Genomic DNA, 18789 nt, shown 5'->3' with positions numbered 1-18789 from the left:
GACGGCTCAACCTTGCGGATGACTTCTCGTCACGGCCTGGTCACGGCGTGAGGATCCGTCGCCCCCGGTGGCTAACGTCGTGCTCGTCGGACCGGATCACCGGGACGGCGACCGGTCGCCCCGGGGTGGGTCAGGGCGACCGGTCCACACTGACTCACTGAAGAGGACACCACTCATGAAGAAGACCGTGTCGACCGCCACCGTGCTGTCGACGGCCATCGTCATCGCCCTGGGGGGCATCGCGCTGAACGGACAGGCGGCTTCTGCCGAGCCTGCGCCGCTGGATCGGACGGCGACGGCGGCGCCGTCCGAGGTCGAGCCCGAGGTCGGGGGCCCGGCCGTGCTCGAGGGCGTCGAGGACGCGCCGGCGGTGACGCCGACGCCCGAGATCGACGACGACGCGGAGCCGGCCGCGCCCGCCGTCGGGACCGGGGCCGACGCCACGACCGGCCCGTCGGACGAGTCGGGGGACGGCTCCGGGGTGACCGACGACGGCGCGACGGCCCCGTCGGCGCAGCCGTCCGCGGCGGCCCCCACTGCGGCCGAGGGTGCTGCTGCACCGGCGGCACGGTTCACGGTCGCGAGCCCCCTGGACGGTGCGGTCTACGCGACCCTGGGCTACGAGCTCGTGATCGAGGCACCCGATGCCCGGTTCTCGTACGAGGTGTTCGACTCCGCGGGACAGTCGGTCCGGGGCGAAGCGGACGTGGCCGGTCCGCGGGCCGTCCGGTTCGTGCACCTGCCCCAGGACGCAGCGCCCGAACAGTCGATGACCGTCGTCGTGTCGAACGCGGACGGTTTCGTCCTCGGTTCCGAGACGCGGTCCTTCCGGGTGGAGGTTCCGACCTCTCCTGCCGTCACCATCGGGTCGCCGCGACAGGGGGAGACGCTGCGAACCCCCGCGACCACGTGGCCGGGGGGCGGCTCGTTCGTGCTCGAGGGCACCGGCCAAGCGGGCTCGTGGCTGCACTACTCGTACGAGGCGCTCTCGGAGCAGACCGGGTGGGGCAGCGACTACGACTCACCGATCGTGCGTGCCGACGGCACGTGGGCGATCGGCGACGGCCTGCCGTACGGCTCGTGGCGTGCCACGGTCCAGCAGTACGCGGGCGCGGGCGACCCGAGCCTCGGGGGAGTCCAGCAGCCCCCGCGGAGTCGGCTGTCGGCACCGGTGACCGTCGACTTCACGTTGGCCGCACCGGTCGTCGTCGCCGCTCCGTCCGAGCCGGTCGTGGTGCCCGTCGCCGTGCCCCCCGCGGCTCGACCGTCCGTGCCGATGCCCGCACGGGTCGTCCCCGTGGCGCACCGCTCCGACCTCGCCTACACGGGTTCATCCGAGACGACTCCATGGGCGGGTCTCGCCGGCATGGTCCTCGTGGGGCTCGGGGCGGCGACCGTCCTCGTCATGCGGCGCCGCGCCTCCCGGGGCTGAACCGCCGCGCGGCCGTCAGTGACGAGCCGGGTCGGACGCCCTCCGTGGCGTCAGGCTCGGCTCGTCCGGCGTCGAGAGTGTGAGCACGGCCTCCTCGACGGCGTCGTGGTCCTCGAGCTGCCGCTCGACGCGGCGCAGGGCGACGGCGACGTGCTCTTCGCGGTCGTCGCCCGTCATGTCGACGGCGGCGACCAGGTAGAGCCGACCCGGACCGACGAACTCGGTGTGCAGGTAGGTGACCCGCTCGATCTCGGGGCGCGCGAGCAGACGTTCGAGCACGGTCGACTCGAGCTCGTCCGAGGGGCTCTCGCCGACGAGGAACCGCCGGTTGCGGTCGATCAGCACCAACGCGACCACCCCCAGGAGCACGCCGACGGCGATGGACCCGATCGCGTCGAACACCGCCGAGCCGGTGACCTGGTGCAGGAAGATCCCGAGGAAGGCGATCAGCAGGCCGATCAGGGCCGCCGCGTCCTCGGCGAACACCGCCCGCAGGGTCGAGTTCGAACTGCGCAGCACGTGCCGCAGCGTCGGCACCTGCCGTTCGGCCGCCGATCCGCGGGCCTGACGGAACGCCTGCAGGAAGGACGTGCCCTCGAGCACGAAGGCGATGGCCAGCACGACGTAGTTGATCAGGTAGTTCTCGGCCTCCTCGTCGGCGGTCAGCTGGGAGATGCCGTGCTGGATGGACACGACGGCGCCGACGGTGAACAGGCCGAACGCGGCGAACATCGACCAGACGTAGGTCTCCTTCCCGTAGCCGAGGGGATGCGCGTCGTCCCGTCGCTTGACGCCCCGTTTGTCGGCGACGAAGAGGAAGATCTCGTTGCCCGTGTCCGCCCACGAGTGCGCGGACTCCGCCACCATCGACGCGGAACCGGTGAGGAAGGCGGCGACCGTCTTGGCGACGGCGATCAGCAGGTTGGCGACGAACGCCACGATCACGGTGACCGTGCTCTCGGGCTTGACCGGGGGGTCGGACGGGGTGGAGGACATGGCCTCGATCCTGCTCCTCGGGACGGCCTCGCGCCTCCTCGGCTCTGACGGTAGGATCGAGCACGCATCGATCCGGCCATCACCGGGGAGCACCCGGAAGAAAGCGAGCGGCGGGCCCAGGCCCGGTGGTCGTCGGTAGAACCGGGCGGGGCAGGCCCGTCACAGCCGCAGCAGAGCGGTCGCGGTCGCCGTCCGAGAGGACGACGACGGCGGCAAGCGGGGTGGTACCGCGCCACCCGGGTCAGGCACCCGGACGGCGTCCTCGTGGTCAGAAGGTCCCTCGGCCAGCGCAGCGGGGGCGACCCACCGCACGACCTGGAGAACCGATGACCTACCCCAAGGGTTCCGACGCCACCGGCGTCCCCGCCTCCCCGCGATTCCCCGAGATCGAGACCGGCGTCCTCGCCTTCTGGAAGCGCGACGACACCTTCGCCGAGTCGATCCGTGCACGCGAGGGCTGCGACGAGTGGGTCTTCTACGACGGCCCGCCGTTCGCCAACGGCCTGCCGCACTACGGGCACCTCCTGACGGGTTACGCCAAGGACGTCTTCCCGCGGTACCAGACCATGCGCGGCAAGCAGGTGCACCGCCGCTTCGGCTGGGACACCCACGGCCTGCCCGCCGAGCTCGAGGCGATGCGTCAGCTCGGGCTGACCGAGAAGCACGAGATCGACGACATGGGCATCGACGTGTTCAACGCCGCCGCCCGCCGATCGGTGCTGCAGTACACCGACGAATGGCAGCGGTACGTCACCCGCCAGGCGCGCTGGGTCGACTTCGACCACGACTACAAGACCCTCGACGTCGACTACATGGAGAGCGTCGTCTGGGCCTTCAAGCAGCTGCATGACAAGGGACTCGCCTACGAGGGCTTCCGTGTGCTGCCCTATTGCTGGCACGACCAGACCCCCTTGTCCAACCACGAACTGCGCATGGACGACGACGTCTACAAGAACCGTCAGGACCAGACGGTCACCGTCGCCTTCCCCCTCGTCGGCGCCAAGGCCGAGGCGCTCGGCCTGACCGGCGTCGAGGCGCTGGCCTGGACGACCACCCCGTGGACCCTCCCGACCAACATGGCGCTGGCCGTGGGACCGGCCATCGACTACGTCACCGTGCCCCACGCCCTCCTGCCGGGCGAGCGCACCGGCGACCAAGAGCTGTTGACCGGCAGCGTGTTCCTGCTCGCGGCCGACACGCTCGGCGCCTACGCGCGCGACCTGGGCTACGAGTCCGCCGAGTCCGCCCAGGCCGCCGTCACCGCGACCTTCACCGGCGCCGAGCTCGAGGGCGTCGAGTACGACCGCATCTGGGACGTCTACGCCGACACCGAGGCCTGGGGCACCGAGAACGCCTGGCGCGTGCTGGTCGCCGACTACGTCGCCACCGGCGAGGGCACCGGCATCGTGCACCAGGCCCCGGCCTACGGCGAGGACGACCAGCTGGTCTGCGCCGCCGCGGGCATCCCCGTGATCGTCTCGGTCGACGACGGTGGGCGCTTCCTGCCGATGTTCGACGAGCTGGGCGTCGCCGGCCTCCAGGTCTTCGAGGCCAACAAGCCGTTGGTGCAGCGCCTCCGCGCCGACGGACGCCTGGTGCGCCTCGCCAGCTACGAGCACAGCTACCCGCACTGCTGGCGCTGCCGCAACCCCCTGATCTACAAGGCGGTGTCGAGCTGGTTCGTGCGCGTCACCGAGTTCCGCGACCGCATGGGCGAGCTGAACCAGCAGATCACCTGGGTGCCCGACAACGTCAAGGACGGCCAGTTCGGCAAGTGGGTCGGCAACGCCCGCGACTGGTCGATCTCGCGCAACCGCTACTGGGGTTCACCGATCCCGGTGTGGAAGAGCGACGACCCCGCCTACCCGCGCGTCGACGTCTACGGCTCGCTGGCCGAGATGGAGGCCGACTTCGGCCGCCTGCCGCTCAACGCCGACGGCGAGCCCGACCTGCACCGCCCCTACATCGACGAGCTCACCCGACCGAACCCCGACGACCCGACCGGGCAGAGCACGATGCGCCGCATCGAGGACGTCCTCGACGTCTGGTTCGACAGCGGCTCGATGCCGTTCGCGCAGGTGCACTATCCGTTCGAGAACCAGCAGTGGTTCGACGAGCACAGCCCTGCCGACTTCATCGTCGAGTACATCGGCCAGACCCGTGGCTGGTTCTACACGCTGCACACGCTCTCCACCGCGTTGTTCGACCGCCCGGCCTTCTCGAACGTGGTCAGCCACGGCATCGTGCTCGGCTCCGACGGTCAGAAGATGTCGAAGAGCCTGCGCAACTACCCCGACGTCAGCGAGGTCTTCGACCGCGACGGGGCCGACGCCATGCGCTGGTTCCTCATGTCGAGTTCGGTGATCCGCGGCGGCAACCTCGTCGTCACCGAGGAGGGCATCCGCGAGGGCGTCCGGCAGTTCCTGCTGCCGCTCTGGAGCACCTGGTACTTCTTCTCGCTCTACGCCAACGCGGCGTCCGGAGGCGCGGGTCGTCACGCCGCCCCCGGTTACGACGCGCAGTGGCGAACCGACTCGGGCGACGTCCTCGACCGCTACCTGCTGGCGAAGACGCGCCTCCTGGTCACGGACGTCGAGGCGGCCCTCGACGCCCTCGACACGCCGCGGGCCACCGCGACGCTGCGCGACTTCGCCGACGTCCTGACCAACTGGTACGTCCGACGCTCGCGTGACCGGTTCTGGTCGGGCGACGACGTCGACGCCTTCGACACCCTCTTCACGGTGCTCGAGACCCTCACCCGGGTCGCGGCCCCGCTCGCGCCCCTGGTCGCGGACGAGATCTACAAGGGACTCACCGGGGGTCGCTCGGTGCACCTGACCGACTGGCCCGACGCCTCGGCGTTCCCGGCCGACGACGCCCTCGTGGCCGCGATGGACGCCGTTCGCGCGGTCGCGTCGAGCGGCCTGGCGCTGCGCAAGGCCCAGGGGCTGCGCGTCCGCCTGCCGTTGGCCCGTCTGACCGTCGTCACGCCCGACCCCGCGGGCCTCGAGGCGTTCGCCGACATCGTGCGCGACGAGCTCAACGTCAAGCAGGTCGTCGTGACCCGCCTGACCGAGGAGAGCCTCGGAGAATACGGCGTCACCCGCAAGCTCACCGTCAACGCCCGGGCGGCCGGTCCGCGCATCGGCAAGCAGGTGCAACAGGTCATCCCGGCGGCGAAGAGGGGCGACTGGCAGCCCGCGGGCGAGAACGTCGTCGTCGGTGGCGTCGAGTTGCTGCCCGGCGAGTTCACGCTCGAGCTGGCCGTCGCCGACGCGTCGAGCGCTCTCGCCTTCGTCGGCGACGGCGGCTTCGTGCTGCTCGACACCGCGACCACGCCCGAGCTCGAGGCCGAGGGCCTGGCCCGCGACGTCGTGCGTGCCGTGCAGCAGGCCCGGAAGACCGCCGACCTCGACGTGTCCGACCGCATCGTGACGACGCTCACGACCGACGCCGTCGCGGCGGCCGCCGTCGAGGCCCACCGTGAGCTGATCTCCCGCGAGACCCTGACCACCGAGCTGATCGTCGACGTCCAGGAGGGCGTCGGCGAGCGGCCCGAGAAGACCGTCGTCGGATCGGGCTCCGGCTCGGCCGTCGTCGTGGAGGTACGACGCGCATGACCCCGAAGAAGAACGACCGTCAGGGCGATCCCGCCGACGAGCAGGGAGGCGAGTACGCGGCCGGCGCGCAGCGCGTCCACGACGAGCTGCTGGCACGCATCGGCGAGCAGGCCCCGCAGCCGCGGCTCGAGCCGACCCGGCGGGCCGTCGAGCTGTTGGGCGACCCGCAGCGGGCCTACCCGGTGATCCACCTCACCGGCACGAACGGCAAGACGTCGACCAGCCGGATGATCGAGAGCATCCTGCGGGCGCACGGCCTGCGCACCGGGCTCATGACGAGCCCGCACCTCGTGCACCTCAACGAGCGCATCGTGGTCGACGGCGAGCCGATCAGCGACGAGCGCCTGGTCGCCAACTGGGACGACATCCAGCCCTACCTGACCATGGTCGACACCGATCTTCAAGCGTCGGGGGAGCCCACCCTGACCTTCTTCGAGGCCCTGACGGTGCTCGCCTTCGCCTGCTTCGCCGACGCTCCCGCCGACGTGGTCGTGCTGGAGGTCGGCATGGGGGGCGAATGGGACAGCACGAACGTGGCCGACGGCCAGGTCGCCGTCTTCACCCCCATCGCCCTCGACCACCAGAACCGTCTCGGCTCGACCGTGGCCGAGATCGCCCGCACGAAGGCTGGGATCGTCAAGCCCACGGCCGCCGTGGTCTCGGCGTCGCAGACCCCCGAGGCCCTGGTCGAACTCGAACGCGCCGTCGAGTTGAGCGAGGGGTCGCTCGCGGTCGAGGGCACCGCCTTCGGCGTCGAGTCGACCACCGTCGCCGTCGGCGGCCAGGTCGTCACGATCCTCGGGCTCGCGGGCCGGTACGACGATCTGCTCCTGCCGCAGTTCGGCGACCACCAGGCCCAGAACGCCGCCGTCGCGGTCGCGGCCGTCGAGTCCTTCCTCGGCGGCGGGTCGCAGCCGCTCGACCACGAGGTGCTCGCCGAGGGACTCGCGAGCGCGACGTCGCCCGGTCGCCTGCAGATCGTCGCCAACGAGCCGACGATCCTGGTCGACGCGGCGCACAACCCGCACGGCGCCCGCGCCCTGGCCAAGGCCCTCGACGACTACTTCCAGTTCGGCGGCGTCGTCGCGGTGCTCAGCGTGTTGGCCGACAAGGACGCCGCGGGCATCGTCCGCGCCCTGGCGCCCACGATCACCCAGTTCGTCGTGACGAGCTCGAAGTCCGACCGGGCGATCGACGCCGACGAGCTCGCCGCCATCGCGGTGGGCGTCGTGGGTGCCGATCGCGTCGTCGTCGAGACCGACCTCGTGGCGGCCCTGCGCACGGCGCGCGACCTGGCCGACGAGGTCGAGGGCGACGAGCCCGGCGGCGTCGTCGTGACGGGGTCGATCACGCTGGTCGGCGACGTCATCGCCCTCTCTCAGCAGCCCGAGGGGCTCTCGTGACGACGCCACCGCCTCCCGCCGGAGCCGGAGCCGGAGCCGGCGGGCGCGCGCCGCGCCCCCGTCGACGTCGCGGGGCGGCCGAGAGCCTGCTCTCGATCGTCCTCGTGCTCGAGGCCATGACGCTGTTCTTCGTCACCCTCGTCGTCTTCGGGCGGCAGTTGCTGCCGGCCGGCGTCGCCTGGGGCGGAGGCCTCGCCGCGATCGTCCTGACGCTGCTGATCTCGCAGACCCTGCGCTGGCGGTGGGGCGTCGCCCTCGGCTGGCTCGTCCAGCTGGGTCTCGTGGCCTGTGGGTTCCTCGATCCGGTCATGTTCGTCGTGGCCGCCCTGTTCGTGGCCATCTGGACCTACTGCCTCGTCAAGGGCACACAGCTCGACCGCATGAACGCCGCCCGGCTGCGCGACGCGCCCGGTGACGTGGCCTGAGCCGACACCCACCGACCCGTCCTCCGGGCGCCCGCCCGCGAGCCATCCGCCACCCACCGAGCCATCCGCCACCCACCGAAAGAGGAGCAATGTCCGATCTCGAAGAAACCCTCGTCCTCGTCAAGCCCGACGGCGTCGCCCGCGGCCTGACCGGCGAGATCCTGCGCCGCATCGAGGCCAAGGGGTACTCGCTCGTCGACGTCCGCCTCGTGCAGGCCGACCGCGACCTGCTCGCGAAGCACTACGAGGAGCACGTGGGCAAGCCGTTCTACGAGCCCCTCGTCGAGTTCATGCAGAGCGGCCCGACCGTCGCGCTGCGCATCGCGGGCGACGCCGTCATCGCGGGCTTCCGCTCGCTCGCGGGCACGACCGACCCGACGACCGCGGCCCCCGGAACGATCCGTGGCGACCTCGGCCGCGACTGGGGCCTGAAGGTCCAGCAGAACCTGGTGCACGGCAGCGACAGCCCCGAGAGCGCCACGCGCGAGCTGGCCCTCTGGTTCTGAGCCGCCGACCGGCGTGACGCCGGAGACCACCGAGCCCGCGCCTCCTGAGTCCATCAGGAGGCGCGGGCTCGGTCGTGTCGACGGGTCGCGTCGTCAGGGGGTCGGCGTCGCCGTCGAGCCCTCGGTGTCGCCCGTGCTCGTGTCACCGGTCGGGGCGCCGTTCTGCACCTCGGCGACGAACTGCGCGAAGGTGCTCGCGTCGGTCAACGAGCCCTGGTACTGCTGGCCGTTCACCAGGACGAGCGGGGTGCTCGCGAGCTTGTCGAGCGACGAGTTCGGGATCGGGTCGTTCAACGCCCGCTGGGTGGCCGAGGCGACCCAGTCCTCGAAGTCGCCTCCCGTGATGCACGACGGGATCCGGTCGTCGGTCGCCCCGGCACCCTGCACCAGGGTGACGAGCTCGTCGTTCGTCAGGCCCCGGGTGTTCTCCTCGGGTTGCTGCGCGAACAGGGCGGTGTTGACGTCGAGCGCCTTGTCGGGCTCGTGGTTCGCGACGCAGGCGAAGGCGTTGGCGGCCCGCGTCGAGTACCGGCTGCCCTGCGAGGCGTTGTCGAGGAACCCGATCGGGTGGATCGCCAGGGTCGCGGCACCGCTCGAGACGGCTTCCTCGAGCTGCTGGGCGTTCGTCGTGTCGAACTGGCCGCAGAACGGGCACATGTAGTCGAGGTAGACCACGATCGACGGCACGTCGCCCGAGGCGCTGGGGGCCGGGGTCGGGGTCGCGTCGGCGGCGAGGGCGCCACTCGGCACGGCGGTGACCGCCCCGTTCGAGCCCTCGAGCACCAGGCCGTCACTGGCCATGTTCGCAGGGCCGGGACCGGCTGGCTTGATCGACTGCGTGATGACGAGCGCGACGATCGCGAGCACCGCCACGATGCCCACGACCAGGCCGCCCTGCAGGAGCCACTTGTTGCGTCGTCGACGACGGGCCTCGGCCTCGCGCGTGACGCGGGCCTTCTCGCGGGCTGCTTCTCGGCGTTCTTTCTTGCTGGCGGGGGAGTCGGTGGGTGGCGTCATCAGTCCTCGTCGTGGCTCGGGGGTCGTCGGTCAAGACTGGCGAGGTCGACCCTGATTCGGCTGGGAGCGACCTGGGTGCGACCGAGGGAGCGTGTGGGCCCGAGCCGGGGACGCAAGGAGGTGCGGCTCACCCGAACAGCGTCGGCAGCAGCAACGGGAACACGACGACGATGGTCGTGGCGACGACGATGTAGTTGAGCACCGGCAGCACCCACGAGTAGGGGAGGAAGCGTGCCGCCGCACGTCGGAGCGGCCCGTCGGGGACGGTGACGCCGCGAGCCGCGCCCCACACCGTGAAGACCCAGAACAGCGGGATGGTGAAGAGCCAGACGAGCATGCACCACGGGCAGAGCGCGCCGATGACGAACACGGTCTGGGTGAAGAGCCAGGTGATGAAGATCCAGGCGAGCAGCAGCCCGAGGTTGAAGGCCAGCCAGAACCACCGGGCGAAGCGCGCACCGGCGAGCAGGCCCAGGCCCACCGCCACGGGGGCCGCGAAGCCGATCAGGCCGAGGATCGGGTTGGGGAAGCCGAAGAGCGAGGCCTGCCAGCTGTTGATGACGGGTGAGCAGCCCACGAACGGGTTGACGTCGCAGCCGAGCGCCGCGCCCGGGTTCTCGAGCAGTCGGAACTTGTCGAGGGTCAGGGCGAAGGCCCCCACGAGTCCGCCGAGACCGGCGACGACGAGCAGCACGGCCGCGACGAACGGGGTGCGGCCGGTGGGCAGGGTCACGGCCCGAGGCGTCTCGACGGTCACGTCCAGCAGTATCGCACGGGCCGTCGGGGCGTCCGCTTTGACCCCGGACCGGCGTGGGCGTGCGATAATCGAGCCAGTCGTGGGGCCCAGGCCCCGAGATCCAGGCTTACCGGGCAGTGCCGGCCGTCGTCGTCACGCGAGAGATCGCGTGGTCGACCAGGTCGAGCGGAATCCGGGCCAGAGCGCAGGCGCTCATCGTCGGATGGCCAGTTCCGAACCAGCAAGGCGACACGAAGAACAGCACGTCGACGAACGACATCGAGGGCGACGACCGCAGGTCGGTCGACACCCCGGGTGACCGAACGTGGCGTGTCCGACAAGGCGCGCCGTGAGAGGGCGCGGTGGTCAGGGGCAGGTGCCACGTCACCGCCCGGCCACGACACGAGAATTCCTGCCGACGGCATGGCCTCGGCGGGGCGAGGAGCGCACCGCAAGTGGTGAACGACAACACAGACAACGACGGACGTCCGAAGAAGAGAAGGGGATTGTTCGCAGGCCTCAGGGCTCGCCAGGCGGCGGTCGACGCCGCCCCGGCGACGGCCCCCGCCAGGCAGCAGGCAGCACTCCCTTCACCCGTCCGGACGACAGACGACGCCCAGGAGGCATCACCCGTGACCCACGAGACCGAGACCACCGACGAGCAGGTCGCGGCCCAGGCCCCGACCTCCCAGCAGAGCGAGACCGACGCCGTCGCCGAGGCGTTCGTCGCTGCGGCGACCCAGCCGTCACCGACCGGGGCCGCGACGGCCGACGACGCGACGACCGACGGGGCGTCGCCGATCCCGGCGAACCTCACGACGACGTCGTTGATCTTCCACGCACCCGAGATCACCGTCCTGCCGGCCCGCCCCGGTCGACGACAGCGCGACGACCGTGACGACCGGTACGACCGCGACGACTCGTGGGACGACGACCGCGAGGGCGACGACGACGACCGCGACGACCGTGACGAGCGCGACGACCGCGAGCAGCAGCCCGCCTCGCGTCGCCGCCAGCGCGGCCGCTCGCAGGACCGCGAGGAGCGCGACTCCGAGCCCCGTGGTCGCGACCGCGACCGTGCCCCGCGTCAGGCCGAGCTCATCACCGAGCCGCAGCGCATCAAGGGCTCCACGCGTCTCGAGGCGAAGAAGCAGCGTCGTCGCGACGGCCGGGACGCCGGACGCCGTCGCACCGTCATCACCGAGGCCGAGTTCCTCGCCCGTCGCGAGAGCGTCGACCGCAAGATGATCGTCCGCTCGTCGGGCGACCGCATCGAGATCGGCGTCATGGAGGACGGCACCCTGGCCGAGCACTACGTCGCCAAGGCGCAGAACGTCTCGTTGATCGGCAACGTCTACCTCGGCCGCGTCCAGAACGTGCTGCCCAGCATGGAGGCCGCCTTCGTCGACATCGGACGCGGTCGCAACGCCGTGCTCTACTCGGGCGAGGTCGACTGGGACTCCCTGTCGACGGGCAACCAGCCCCGTCGCATCGAGCTGGCCCTCAAGCCCGGCGACCGCGTGCTCGTCCAGGTCACCAAGGACCCCGTCGGCCACAAGGGCGCTCGTCTCACGAGCCAGATCTCGCTGCCGGGCCGCTACCTCGTCTACGTGCCCAACGGCTCGATGAACGGCATCAGCCGCAAGCTGCCCGACACCGAGCGCGCGCGTCTGAAGAAGATCCTCAAAGAGGCCCTGCCGGAGAACACCGGCGTCATCGTGCGCACGGCGGCCGAGGGCGCGACCGAAGAGCAGCTGACCCTCGACGTCAAGCGCCTCACCAACCAGTGGGCCGACATCGAGAAGAAGGTCGCGGCGGGCAACGCCCCGAACCAGCTGCACTCCGAGCCCGACCTGCTGATCAAGATCGTGCGCGACGTCTTCAACGAGGACTTCCACGAGATGGTCATCGACGGCGACGAGGCGTTCGAGACGCTGCAGTCGTACCTCTCGGCGGTGGCGCCCGACCTCATGGACCGCGTCAAGCGCTATGAGGGTGACAAGGACGCGTTCGACGAGTACCGCCTCAACGAGCAGATCGAGAAGGCGCTCGACCGCAAGGTCTGGCTGCCCTCGGGCGGTTCCCTCGTCATCGACCGCACCGAGGCGATGACCGTCGTCGACGTCAACACCGGCAAGTTCGTCGGTTCCGGCGGAAACCTCGAAGAGACGGTCACGAAGAACAACCTCGAGGCCGCCGAGGAGATCGTCCGTCAGCTGCGCCTCCGCGACATCGGCGGCATCATCGTCGTCGACTTCATCGACATGGTGCTCGAGTCCAACCGTGACCTCGTGCTGCGTCGTCTGGTCGAGTGCCTCAGCCGCGACCGCACCAAGCACCAGGTGGCCGAGGTCACGTCGCTCGGGCTCGTCCAGATGACGCGCAAGAAGTTGGGCCTCGGCCTGGCCGAGTCGTTCTCCGAGGCCGGCAGCGCTGCGCGCGTCCAAGAACAGCAGCCCCGCAAGGGCGGCCAGCAGGGCGACCGCCGACGTGGCGGCCAGGCCGGCGGGTCCGGCAAGTCGGGCGGCAACGGCCACAACACGGGCGCCGGTGCCGGCACCGCGCCGCAGTCCGGTCGCGGCGGCCCCTCGGCGCCGACCGGTGGGGCTCACCCCACGACGGGTACGCACGCCATCACCGACGACGTGAAGAACGCCCTCTCGCGCATCGCGGCGAGCACCATCGCCCATGCCGAAGAAGGCGGCACCAAGGACGGCGACGCGGCCAGCCAGGCCGCCGCGGCGGTCGAGGCCGCCATCGACGCCGCCGCCGCGAGTGCCACGAAGGCCGAGCCGGCCGCCGAGGCAGCCGGTGACCAGGCGGACGAAGGCCGTCGCGGGCGTTCGGGCCGCAAGGGCCGCCGTGGATCGTCACGTGCCGCGCGCGAGACCGGCGAGGACGCCGCCGAGTCGGCTCCTGCCGAGTCGTCGCCCGCCGAGTCCGCTCCCGCCGACTCGAGCGCCGGTGTGATCGAGGTCCCCGCGGCCGCCCCGGCCGAGCGGTCGGCTCCGGCCGCCGCCGTGGCCGCACCCGTCGACGAGCCCACGGAGGCGCCGGTCGCCAAGGCCACGGAGCGTCGCCGGTCGTCGGCCACGGTCTCGACCCCGGACGCCACGGTCGCGATCCTCGACATCCCCGTCGCGACCACGCGTCGCGAGCCGCGTCGCATCAGCAGCCAGGACGCCGAGCAGCTGCTCGACTCGGTGCTGGGTGCGCTGCCCGAGCCGAAGCAGCCCGGGCAGGGGCGTTCGCGTTCGCGCCGCGCCTCCAGCCAGGGCACGACCGCAGCGGCTCCGGCCGAGCCGACGACGACCGGCGAGTCCGGTCCGTTCATCCTCGGCGTGGGGGTCAGCTCCGACGATCTGTAGGTCGTCTAGGGTGACTGCGTGCCTCTGACCCAGCCCGGACCCCCGACCGTCAGGTCGAGGCTCCGGGCTGCGTCCGTCTCGGCCTCGGGGCCGGAGGGACGCGAGCGCCTGCTCGTGGCGGCCACGGCCCTGGTCGTCGTGCTGGTGGCGCGTTTCGCCCTCGGCCTCGTCGCGCTCGTCGGTTCGGCGGTCGGCTTCTCGGTGACGGCGTTCCCCAGCGGGTTCGTCGCGACGCCGGTCGGGCAGTTCCTCGGCAGCTTCGTGCTCTACCCGTTCCCGTTCTACCTCGCCTCGTTCGTCGTGCTCGCCACGATCAGGCCGCTGACGCCGCGGTCCGACCTCCGGACGGTCGTGCGCCACGCCGTGGTCGCGGGCGGAGCGGGAACCCTCGCGCTGGCCGTCGTCGGGATCGTCCCGGGCATCGTGCTCTCGATCGACGGCGGTACGTGGGTGAACCTCGCGCTCTACCTGACGACCATCCCGCTGTCGGCGGGCATCGTCGACACGGCCCTGCTCGTGGCCGGGGCCGTGCTCGCCCGGTTGTGGCTGGGCGGCGGCCACGGCGACGAGGTCTGGGCGGTCGAGCCCGCGCCCCGGGTCGCCGAGGCCGGGGAGGGTGACGACGCGGGCGACGTCGAGGACGACGTCGCGCCTCCTGCCGTCCGGGGCGATCGCTCCACCCGCCTCCCGACGACCGTCGCCGCGGCGCCGTCGGCCCCCGTCGTCCCGCCCGAGCGCCCCGTCGTGCCGTCGCACCCGGCCCCCGCACCGGACGACTGGTCGCGCTTCGCGCCCCCGGCCGGTCCGAACGAGGACGACCGGTGAGCGCTCCCGTCCGGGAGCGCACCGACCACGCCGGGCACGGCGCGGGACGGCGTGCGCGTCGGGCACCGTCGCGCGTCCCGCTGCTCGTGGCCGGTGGGCTCGTGCTCGCCGTGCTCGTGGCGGTCCGCCTCGCCTCGCCCCTCCTCGGCCCGGGCCTGCTGCCGAACGCGCTGCAGGACTTCGTCACGCTGACCATCAGCGTCATCGTCGAGTCGATGCCGTTCGTCCTGCTCGGCATCGTCCTGTCGATCATCGTGCAGGAGTGGCTGCCGCAGGCGTTCTTCTCGTCGTGGCTGCCGAAGCGGGGGCTGCCCCGTCGCGCGGTCATCTCGTTCCTCGGCATGTTCCTGCCCGTCTGCGAGTGCGGCAACGTGCCCTTGGCGCGGGGGCTCGTGCTCAAGGGCTTCACGGTGTCCGAGTCGATGACCTTCCTGCTCGCGGCGCCGATCCTCAACCCGATCACCATCATCACCACGCACCAGGCGTTCGGGTGGGACGACGGCATCCTCGTGGCCCGGTTGATCGGTGGGTTCGTCATCGCGAACCTGATCGGCTGGCTGTTCAGCAAGCACCCGAACCAGCAGAGCCTGCTGACCTCCTCGTTCGCGGCCGAGTGCCGGGTCGACGACGGCCATGCGCACGGCCGGGGTCGCACGGCGAAGAGCGTCGACCTGTTCCGCCGCGAGATGTCGACCATGATGCCCGCGCTGTTCATCGGCGCGGCCATCGCGGGCGCGATCCAGACGATCGTTCCGCGGTCGGTGCTCGTCGCGCTCGGCAGCAACCCGGTCTGGTCGGTGCTGGCGATGATGGTGCTGGCCTTCGTCATCTCGATCTGCTCGAACGTCGACGCGTTCTTCGTGCTGCCGTTCGCCTCGACGTTCATGCCCGGCGGCATCGCCGCCTTCCTCGTCTTCGGCCCCATCATCGACGTCAAGATGCTGGCCCTGTTGCGGACGACCTACACACCCAAGGTGCTCGGGCAGGTCACCCTCGTGGTGGCCCTGACCAGTGCCGCGATCGGACTGGTGGTCAACTATGTCGCCTAGCCCTGCTCCTCGCCCCTGGCGCCGACTGCTCGACCGGTGGCAAGGGGTGCTGCTGACGCTCGTCGTCGGCGTCGCCACCCTCTGGCTCGCCGCGACCGGGCAGCTCGTGCTGTACATCCACCCCCGGTACGACGTCTTCACGGTCGTGATGATCCTGATCGGCATGACGCTGTCGTTGGCCACGCTGGCGTTCTCACCCGTCCGGGGCGACGACGCGCACGACGGCCACGACCACGATCCCGGGCACGACCACGACCACGACGGCCGCCTCGACGCGGCCGAGGTGCCCGCGGTCGAGGACGGCCTCCGGCCGCGCCGGCGTCGGCCGGTCGCCACCGGCGCACGACGTCTCGCCTTCTCGGTGGGCGTCGCCGTCACCGCCGCCATCGCGATCGCCGTCGTCGCCCTGCCCCCGGCCACCCTCACCAGCGCCACGGCCGGCCAGCGCGACGTGAACTCGTCGACCGCGGCGCTCGACCGTACGACCGTGGCCGACGCGACCAGCGCCTCCTCGGACGCCTACCGGTCGTTCAGCGTCCTCGACTGGGCCGGCTTGCTGAGGCAGACGACCGACCTCGCCTTCTACGAGGGCAAGACCGCCGACGTCGTCGGGTTCGTCACGCCGTCCGACACCGACCCCGACGACGTGTTCTACGTGTCGCGCTTCGTGATCACGTGCTGCGCGGTCGACGCCCAGCCCGTCGGCGTGCCCGTCTACCTGCCGGGGTGGCAGGACCAGGTAGCCGCCGACGACTGGGTCGAGGTCACGGGCGGCTTCGACACCAACCGCAGCAGCTCGAGCCAGGACCCCGTCGCCCTCGTGCCCGACGACGTCACCACCGTGGGACAGCCCAGTGACCCGTACCTCTACTGAGGGCGGACGGGGCCGGGGCGCGACGGGAGGGGCTGCCACGCCCGATCCGTTCGCGTCCGACCCCGTGTTCCTCACCGAGCAGGACGCCCGTGAGGCCGGTGCCCGCTGGCGCACGCGATGGGTCGCCGTCGTCACCGTCCTCGCGGTGGTCTGTGCCGCCTTCGTGGGCCTGACCTACTTCCAGGGCCCCAAGGCCGGCGAGACGCAGGTCGACACGACGGCCGTGGTCGAGCGTCCCGGTCAGCAGCTGCGGGTGTTCGCCAACCAGGCGCTCGCGCACGTCGACGCCTCGCAGGTGGTCGTGACGCCCGCGGCCGCCTTCACGGTGCAGACGTCGGGTGACGTGGTCGCCGTGACCTTCACCGGCCGGCTCGCGTACGACACCGACTACCACGTCCGCGTCGACGGGGTCTCGAGCGTCTACCAGCGACAGACCTCGACCCTGGAGGCGCGGTTCAGCACGCCCCCGGCGACGGCGTACCGGCTCGTGCGCGGCACGTCCGGGGCCGACGACCGCATCGAACGGGCCGGGCTCCGGGGCTCGGACAGGACGACCGTCTGGTCCGCGCCGCGCATCCAGGCCTACGAGGTGTTCGACTCGGCCGTCGCGGTCGTGACGGACGACGGGACGCAGAGCAGCCTCAGCCTCGTGTCGCTCGACGGGGCCGCCGTCGAGACCCTGCCCGTGCCCGAGGCCCCCGGCCTGATCACCCGCTTCGCGGCCGACCGTGCCACGACCACGCTGGCGTTCTCGTTCCGTCCGACCGGTTCGGACGTCGAGACGTTGTACACGCTGCCGCTGCAGGGGGAGCGGGCGGTGGCCCCGGTCCTCGGCCTGTCCGGGCAGCCCGTCGAACCCACCGACTGGGCCTTCGTGCCGGGTGAGGACGACGTCGTCGTCCAGGCCGTCGACGACTCGGTGAGCGTCATCGACCTCTCGGGAGTGGACCCCGTGCGGCCCGTGGGGACGTACTCGCTGTTGCAGGGGGTGTCGCTCGACGGCACCACGCTGATCGCCGCGTCGGCGATCGCCTCCATGGTCGTCGACCTCGCCACGGGGGACGAGCGCCCCCGTGCCCCCGCCCCGGTCGACGGCGTCCTCCCGTTCGCCGGACCGCTGGTGGCCCTCGACCCAGGCCACGTCGTGCAGCAGGTGTCGGTCCCGTCCGACGACGGGCTCACGTACCGGACGCTCGTCGTCGCCGACGACGGTGCCACGTCACGGACGCTCTGGCAGCCCCCGAGCGCATCCGGTGTGATCGAGGGCTTCGACGTCTCCCCGAACGGGCAGTACCTGGCTGTCCAATCGGTCGGGGACGCGACGACGCCGACCGACTACTCGTACACGATCGACCCCGTGGCCGACGGGGTCACGACCACCATCGTCGAGATCGCCTCGGGCGCGGTCGTGGCCAGCTACGAGGGCTTCGACACGAGTTGGTGACCGCGCGGCTGCGGCCGGGGCGGACGGAACCGGTCAGGCCGTGAGGCCGCGTTTCACCCGCTGGGACACCCGCAGCCCGCTGCGTTCGAGACGGCGGGCGAGGTCGAGGCCGGTCACGGCGACGGCCCCACCGGCGATCAACTCCGCCCGTCGGGACTCGGGCACGTCGTAGTGGTCGTGGTCGAACCCGCGGCGGGGGATGCCGTGACGGGCGGCGAAGGCGTGCAACTCGTCGTACGAGTCGTCGCTCACCAGGTGTGCCCACAACGTGTCGTGGGCCGGCCACACGGCCTCGTCGATCAGGATCACGCCCTGGATGCTAGTCGTCGGTCCGCCTGCCGGTGCGGGGGTCGTGGACGGAGGAGGCGCGGCGCCCGTCGGAGGACGCGTTGACGGCCCCAGCGGCCCCCTGTACGATGGGCGGTTGGTGCGCGCTGGCTCAAGGCCGCGTCGTGCCGGACACCCCAACTCTTAAGGAACAGACATGGTCTACGCAGTCGTGCGCGCCGGTGGTCGGCAGGAGAAGGTCGAGGTCGGCACGATCGTCACCCTCGACCGCCTCAAGGCCGCCGAAGGCGACTCCATCACCCTCCCCGCCGTGCTGCACGTCGACGGTGACACCGTCACCTCCGCCGCCGACGCCCTGGCAGGGATCACCGTGACCGCCGAGGTGCTGAACGACCTGCGCGGCCCGAAGATCGTCATCCAGAACTACAAGAACAAGACCGGCTACAAGCGTCGCATGGGCTTCCGTGCCGACCTGACCCGCGTCAAGATCACCTCGATCAACTGAACCAGGGGCTGAGAACACATGGCACACAAAAAGGGCGCATCGTCCACCCGCAACGGTCGTGACTCGAACGCACAGCGCCTCGGCGTGAAGCGCTTCGGCGGCCAGGTCGTCCTCGCCGGCGAGATCATCGTCCGCCAGCGCGGCACCCACTTCCACCCGGGCGTCAACGTCGGCCGCGGCGGCGACGACACGCTCTTCGCCCTCGCCCCCGGTTCGGTCGAGTTCGGCGCCAAGGGCGGCCGCAAGGTCGTCAACATCGTCGCCTCCGCGACGGCGACGGTCTAGCACCACCACGCGGCGT

17 protein-coding genes are annotated in these 18789 nt (G+C 71.4%); 12 read left to right on the top strand and 5 right to left on the bottom strand.

The features are described from left to right. Nucleotides 1–175 precede the first annotated feature (175 nt). Nucleotides 176–1432, top strand: a complete 1257-nt coding sequence (locus IFT79_RS00800) for an LAETG motif-containing sortase-dependent surface protein (RefSeq protein WP_192122669.1) — start codon at nucleotides 176–178, stop codon at nucleotides 1430–1432. Between the two features lie 15 nt (nucleotides 1433–1447). On the opposite strand, the gene IFT79_RS00795 is transcribed toward IFT79_RS00800, so the two are convergent. After that, a complete protein-coding gene (locus IFT79_RS00795) occupies nucleotides 1448–2428 on the bottom strand; it encodes a cation diffusion facilitator family transporter (RefSeq protein ID WP_159826911.1) in 981 nt (326 codons plus the stop codon). Between the two features lie 326 nt (nucleotides 2429–2754). On the opposite strand from IFT79_RS00795, the gene ileS reads away from it, so the two are divergent. The 4 genes from ileS (at nucleotide 2755) to ndk (ending at nucleotide 8382) form a co-directional block, all read left to right on the top strand. Next, entirely contained in the window at nucleotides 2755–6048 is a 3294-nt protein-coding gene (gene ileS, locus IFT79_RS00790) for an isoleucine--tRNA ligase (protein ID WP_192122668.1), read from the top strand. Further along, nucleotides 6045–7451, top strand: coding sequence for a bifunctional folylpolyglutamate synthase/dihydrofolate synthase (locus tag IFT79_RS00785; protein WP_192122667.1), 1407 nt, complete (start codon nucleotides 6045–6047; stop codon nucleotides 7449–7451). The genes ileS and IFT79_RS00785 overlap by 4 nt, the downstream gene beginning before the upstream one ends. Then, complete coding sequence (locus IFT79_RS00780; protein ID WP_056048336.1) at nucleotides 7448–7876, top strand: DUF4233 domain-containing protein; 429 nt, start codon at nucleotides 7448–7450, stop codon at nucleotides 7874–7876. Before IFT79_RS00785 ends, IFT79_RS00780 begins: the two co-directional genes overlap by 4 nt. An 89-nt stretch (nucleotides 7877–7965) precedes the next feature. Continuing rightward, nucleotides 7966–8382 carry a nucleoside-diphosphate kinase gene (gene ndk, locus IFT79_RS00775; RefSeq protein ID WP_056048334.1) on the top strand — a complete coding sequence of 139 codons (417 nt, stop codon included), beginning with the start codon at nucleotides 7966–7968 and terminating at the stop codon, nucleotides 8380–8382. A gap of 93 nt (nucleotides 8383–8475) precedes the next feature. On the opposite strand, the gene IFT79_RS00770 is transcribed toward ndk, so the two are convergent. The 3 genes from IFT79_RS00770 to IFT79_RS00760 all read right to left on the bottom strand — a co-directional run bounded on the left by IFT79_RS00770 (nucleotide 8476) and on the right by IFT79_RS00760 (nucleotide 10445). After that, nucleotides 8476–9399, bottom strand: a complete 924-nt coding sequence (locus IFT79_RS00770; protein WP_192122666.1) for a DsbA family protein — start codon at nucleotides 9397–9399, stop codon at nucleotides 8476–8478. A gap of 127 nt (nucleotides 9400–9526) precedes the next feature. After that, the gene (locus IFT79_RS00765) at nucleotides 9527–10156 is read right to left on the bottom strand and encodes a vitamin K epoxide reductase family protein (RefSeq protein WP_233568524.1); all 630 of its coding nucleotides are present in this window, start codon (nucleotides 10154–10156) and stop codon (nucleotides 9527–9529) included. A 106-nt stretch (nucleotides 10157–10262) separates the two neighbouring features. Next, the gene (locus tag IFT79_RS00760; protein ID WP_056048330.1) at nucleotides 10263–10445 is read right to left on the bottom strand and encodes a hypothetical protein; all 183 of its coding nucleotides are present in this window, start codon (nucleotides 10443–10445) and stop codon (nucleotides 10263–10265) included. 322 nt (nucleotides 10446–10767) lie between these two features. On the opposite strand from IFT79_RS00760, the gene IFT79_RS00755 reads away from it, so the two are divergent. The 5 genes from IFT79_RS00755 (at nucleotide 10768) to IFT79_RS00735 (ending at nucleotide 17695) form a co-directional block, all read left to right on the top strand. Beyond that, complete coding sequence (locus IFT79_RS00755) at nucleotides 10768–13503, top strand: Rne/Rng family ribonuclease (protein ID WP_342211736.1); 2736 nt, start codon at nucleotides 10768–10770, stop codon at nucleotides 13501–13503. An 18-nt stretch (nucleotides 13504–13521) separates the two neighbouring features. After that, nucleotides 13522–14328: a hypothetical protein gene (locus IFT79_RS00750; protein ID WP_192122665.1), complete on the top strand. Its 807-nt coding sequence runs from the start codon at nucleotides 13522–13524 to the stop codon at nucleotides 14326–14328. Beyond that, on the top strand, nucleotides 14325–15377 hold the full coding sequence (locus IFT79_RS00745) for a permease (protein ID WP_056048320.1): 1053 nt from the start codon (nucleotides 14325–14327) through the stop codon (nucleotides 15375–15377). The genes IFT79_RS00750 and IFT79_RS00745 overlap by 4 nt, the downstream gene beginning before the upstream one ends. Next, nucleotides 15367–16251 carry a TIGR03943 family putative permease subunit gene (locus tag IFT79_RS00740; RefSeq protein ID WP_159826904.1) on the top strand — a complete coding sequence of 295 codons (885 nt, stop codon included), beginning with the start codon at nucleotides 15367–15369 and terminating at the stop codon, nucleotides 16249–16251. Before IFT79_RS00745 ends, IFT79_RS00740 begins: the two co-directional genes overlap by 11 nt. Before the next feature lie 64 nt (nucleotides 16252–16315). Next, nucleotides 16316–17695, top strand: a complete 1380-nt coding sequence (locus tag IFT79_RS00735; RefSeq protein WP_056048313.1) for a hypothetical protein — start codon at nucleotides 16316–16318, stop codon at nucleotides 17693–17695. Between the two features lie 33 nt (nucleotides 17696–17728). Here IFT79_RS00735 and IFT79_RS00730 read toward each other — a convergent pair whose 3' ends face one another. After that, complete coding sequence (locus IFT79_RS00730) at nucleotides 17729–18004, bottom strand: DUF4031 domain-containing protein (protein ID WP_369794401.1); 276 nt, start codon at nucleotides 18002–18004, stop codon at nucleotides 17729–17731. A 175-nt stretch (nucleotides 18005–18179) separates the two neighbouring features. On the opposite strand from IFT79_RS00730, the gene rplU reads away from it, so the two are divergent. Beyond that, complete coding sequence (gene rplU, locus IFT79_RS00725; RefSeq protein WP_056048310.1) at nucleotides 18180–18488, top strand: 50S ribosomal protein L21; 309 nt, start codon at nucleotides 18180–18182, stop codon at nucleotides 18486–18488. A gap of 18 nt (nucleotides 18489–18506) precedes the next feature. Further along, entirely contained in the window at nucleotides 18507–18773 is a 267-nt protein-coding gene (rpmA, locus tag IFT79_RS00720; protein ID WP_123571842.1) for a 50S ribosomal protein L27, read from the top strand. Nucleotides 18774–18789: the final 16 nt, after the last annotated feature.

This window comes from Frigoribacterium sp. CFBP 8759 (assembly GCF_014841655.1).
Lineage (GTDB): Bacteria > Actinomycetota > Actinomycetes > Actinomycetales > Microbacteriaceae > Frigoribacterium.
This window is presented reverse-complemented; position numbering and strand designations above follow the sequence as displayed.

What these genes read in the sequence shown, in the direction of transcription:
- IFT79_RS00800 (WP_192122669.1), top strand. Translation starts at nt 176, where the DNA reads ATGAAGAAGACCGTGTCGACCGCCACCGTGCTGTCGACGGCCATCGTC.
- IFT79_RS00795 (WP_159826911.1), bottom strand. Translation starts at nt 2,428, where the DNA reads ATGTCCTCCACCCCGTCCGACCCCCCGGTCAAGCCCGAGAGCACGGTC.
- ileS (WP_192122668.1), top strand. Translation starts at nt 2,755, where the DNA reads ATGACCTACCCCAAGGGTTCCGACGCCACCGGCGTCCCCGCCTCCCCG.
- IFT79_RS00785 (WP_192122667.1), top strand. Translation starts at nt 6,045, where the DNA reads ATGACCCCGAAGAAGAACGACCGTCAGGGCGATCCCGCCGACGAGCAG.
- ndk (WP_056048334.1), top strand. Translation starts at nt 7,966, where the DNA reads ATGTCCGATCTCGAAGAAACCCTCGTCCTCGTCAAGCCCGACGGCGTC.
- IFT79_RS00770 (WP_192122666.1), bottom strand. Translation starts at nt 9,399, where the DNA reads ATGACGCCACCCACCGACTCCCCCGCCAGCAAGAAAGAACGCCGAGAA.
- IFT79_RS00740 (WP_159826904.1), top strand. Translation starts at nt 15,367, where the DNA reads ATGTCGCCTAGCCCTGCTCCTCGCCCCTGGCGCCGACTGCTCGACCGG.
- rplU (WP_056048310.1), top strand. Translation starts at nt 18,180, where the DNA reads ATGGTCTACGCAGTCGTGCGCGCCGGTGGTCGGCAGGAGAAGGTCGAG.
- rpmA (WP_123571842.1), top strand. Translation starts at nt 18,507, where the DNA reads ATGGCACACAAAAAGGGCGCATCGTCCACCCGCAACGGTCGTGACTCG.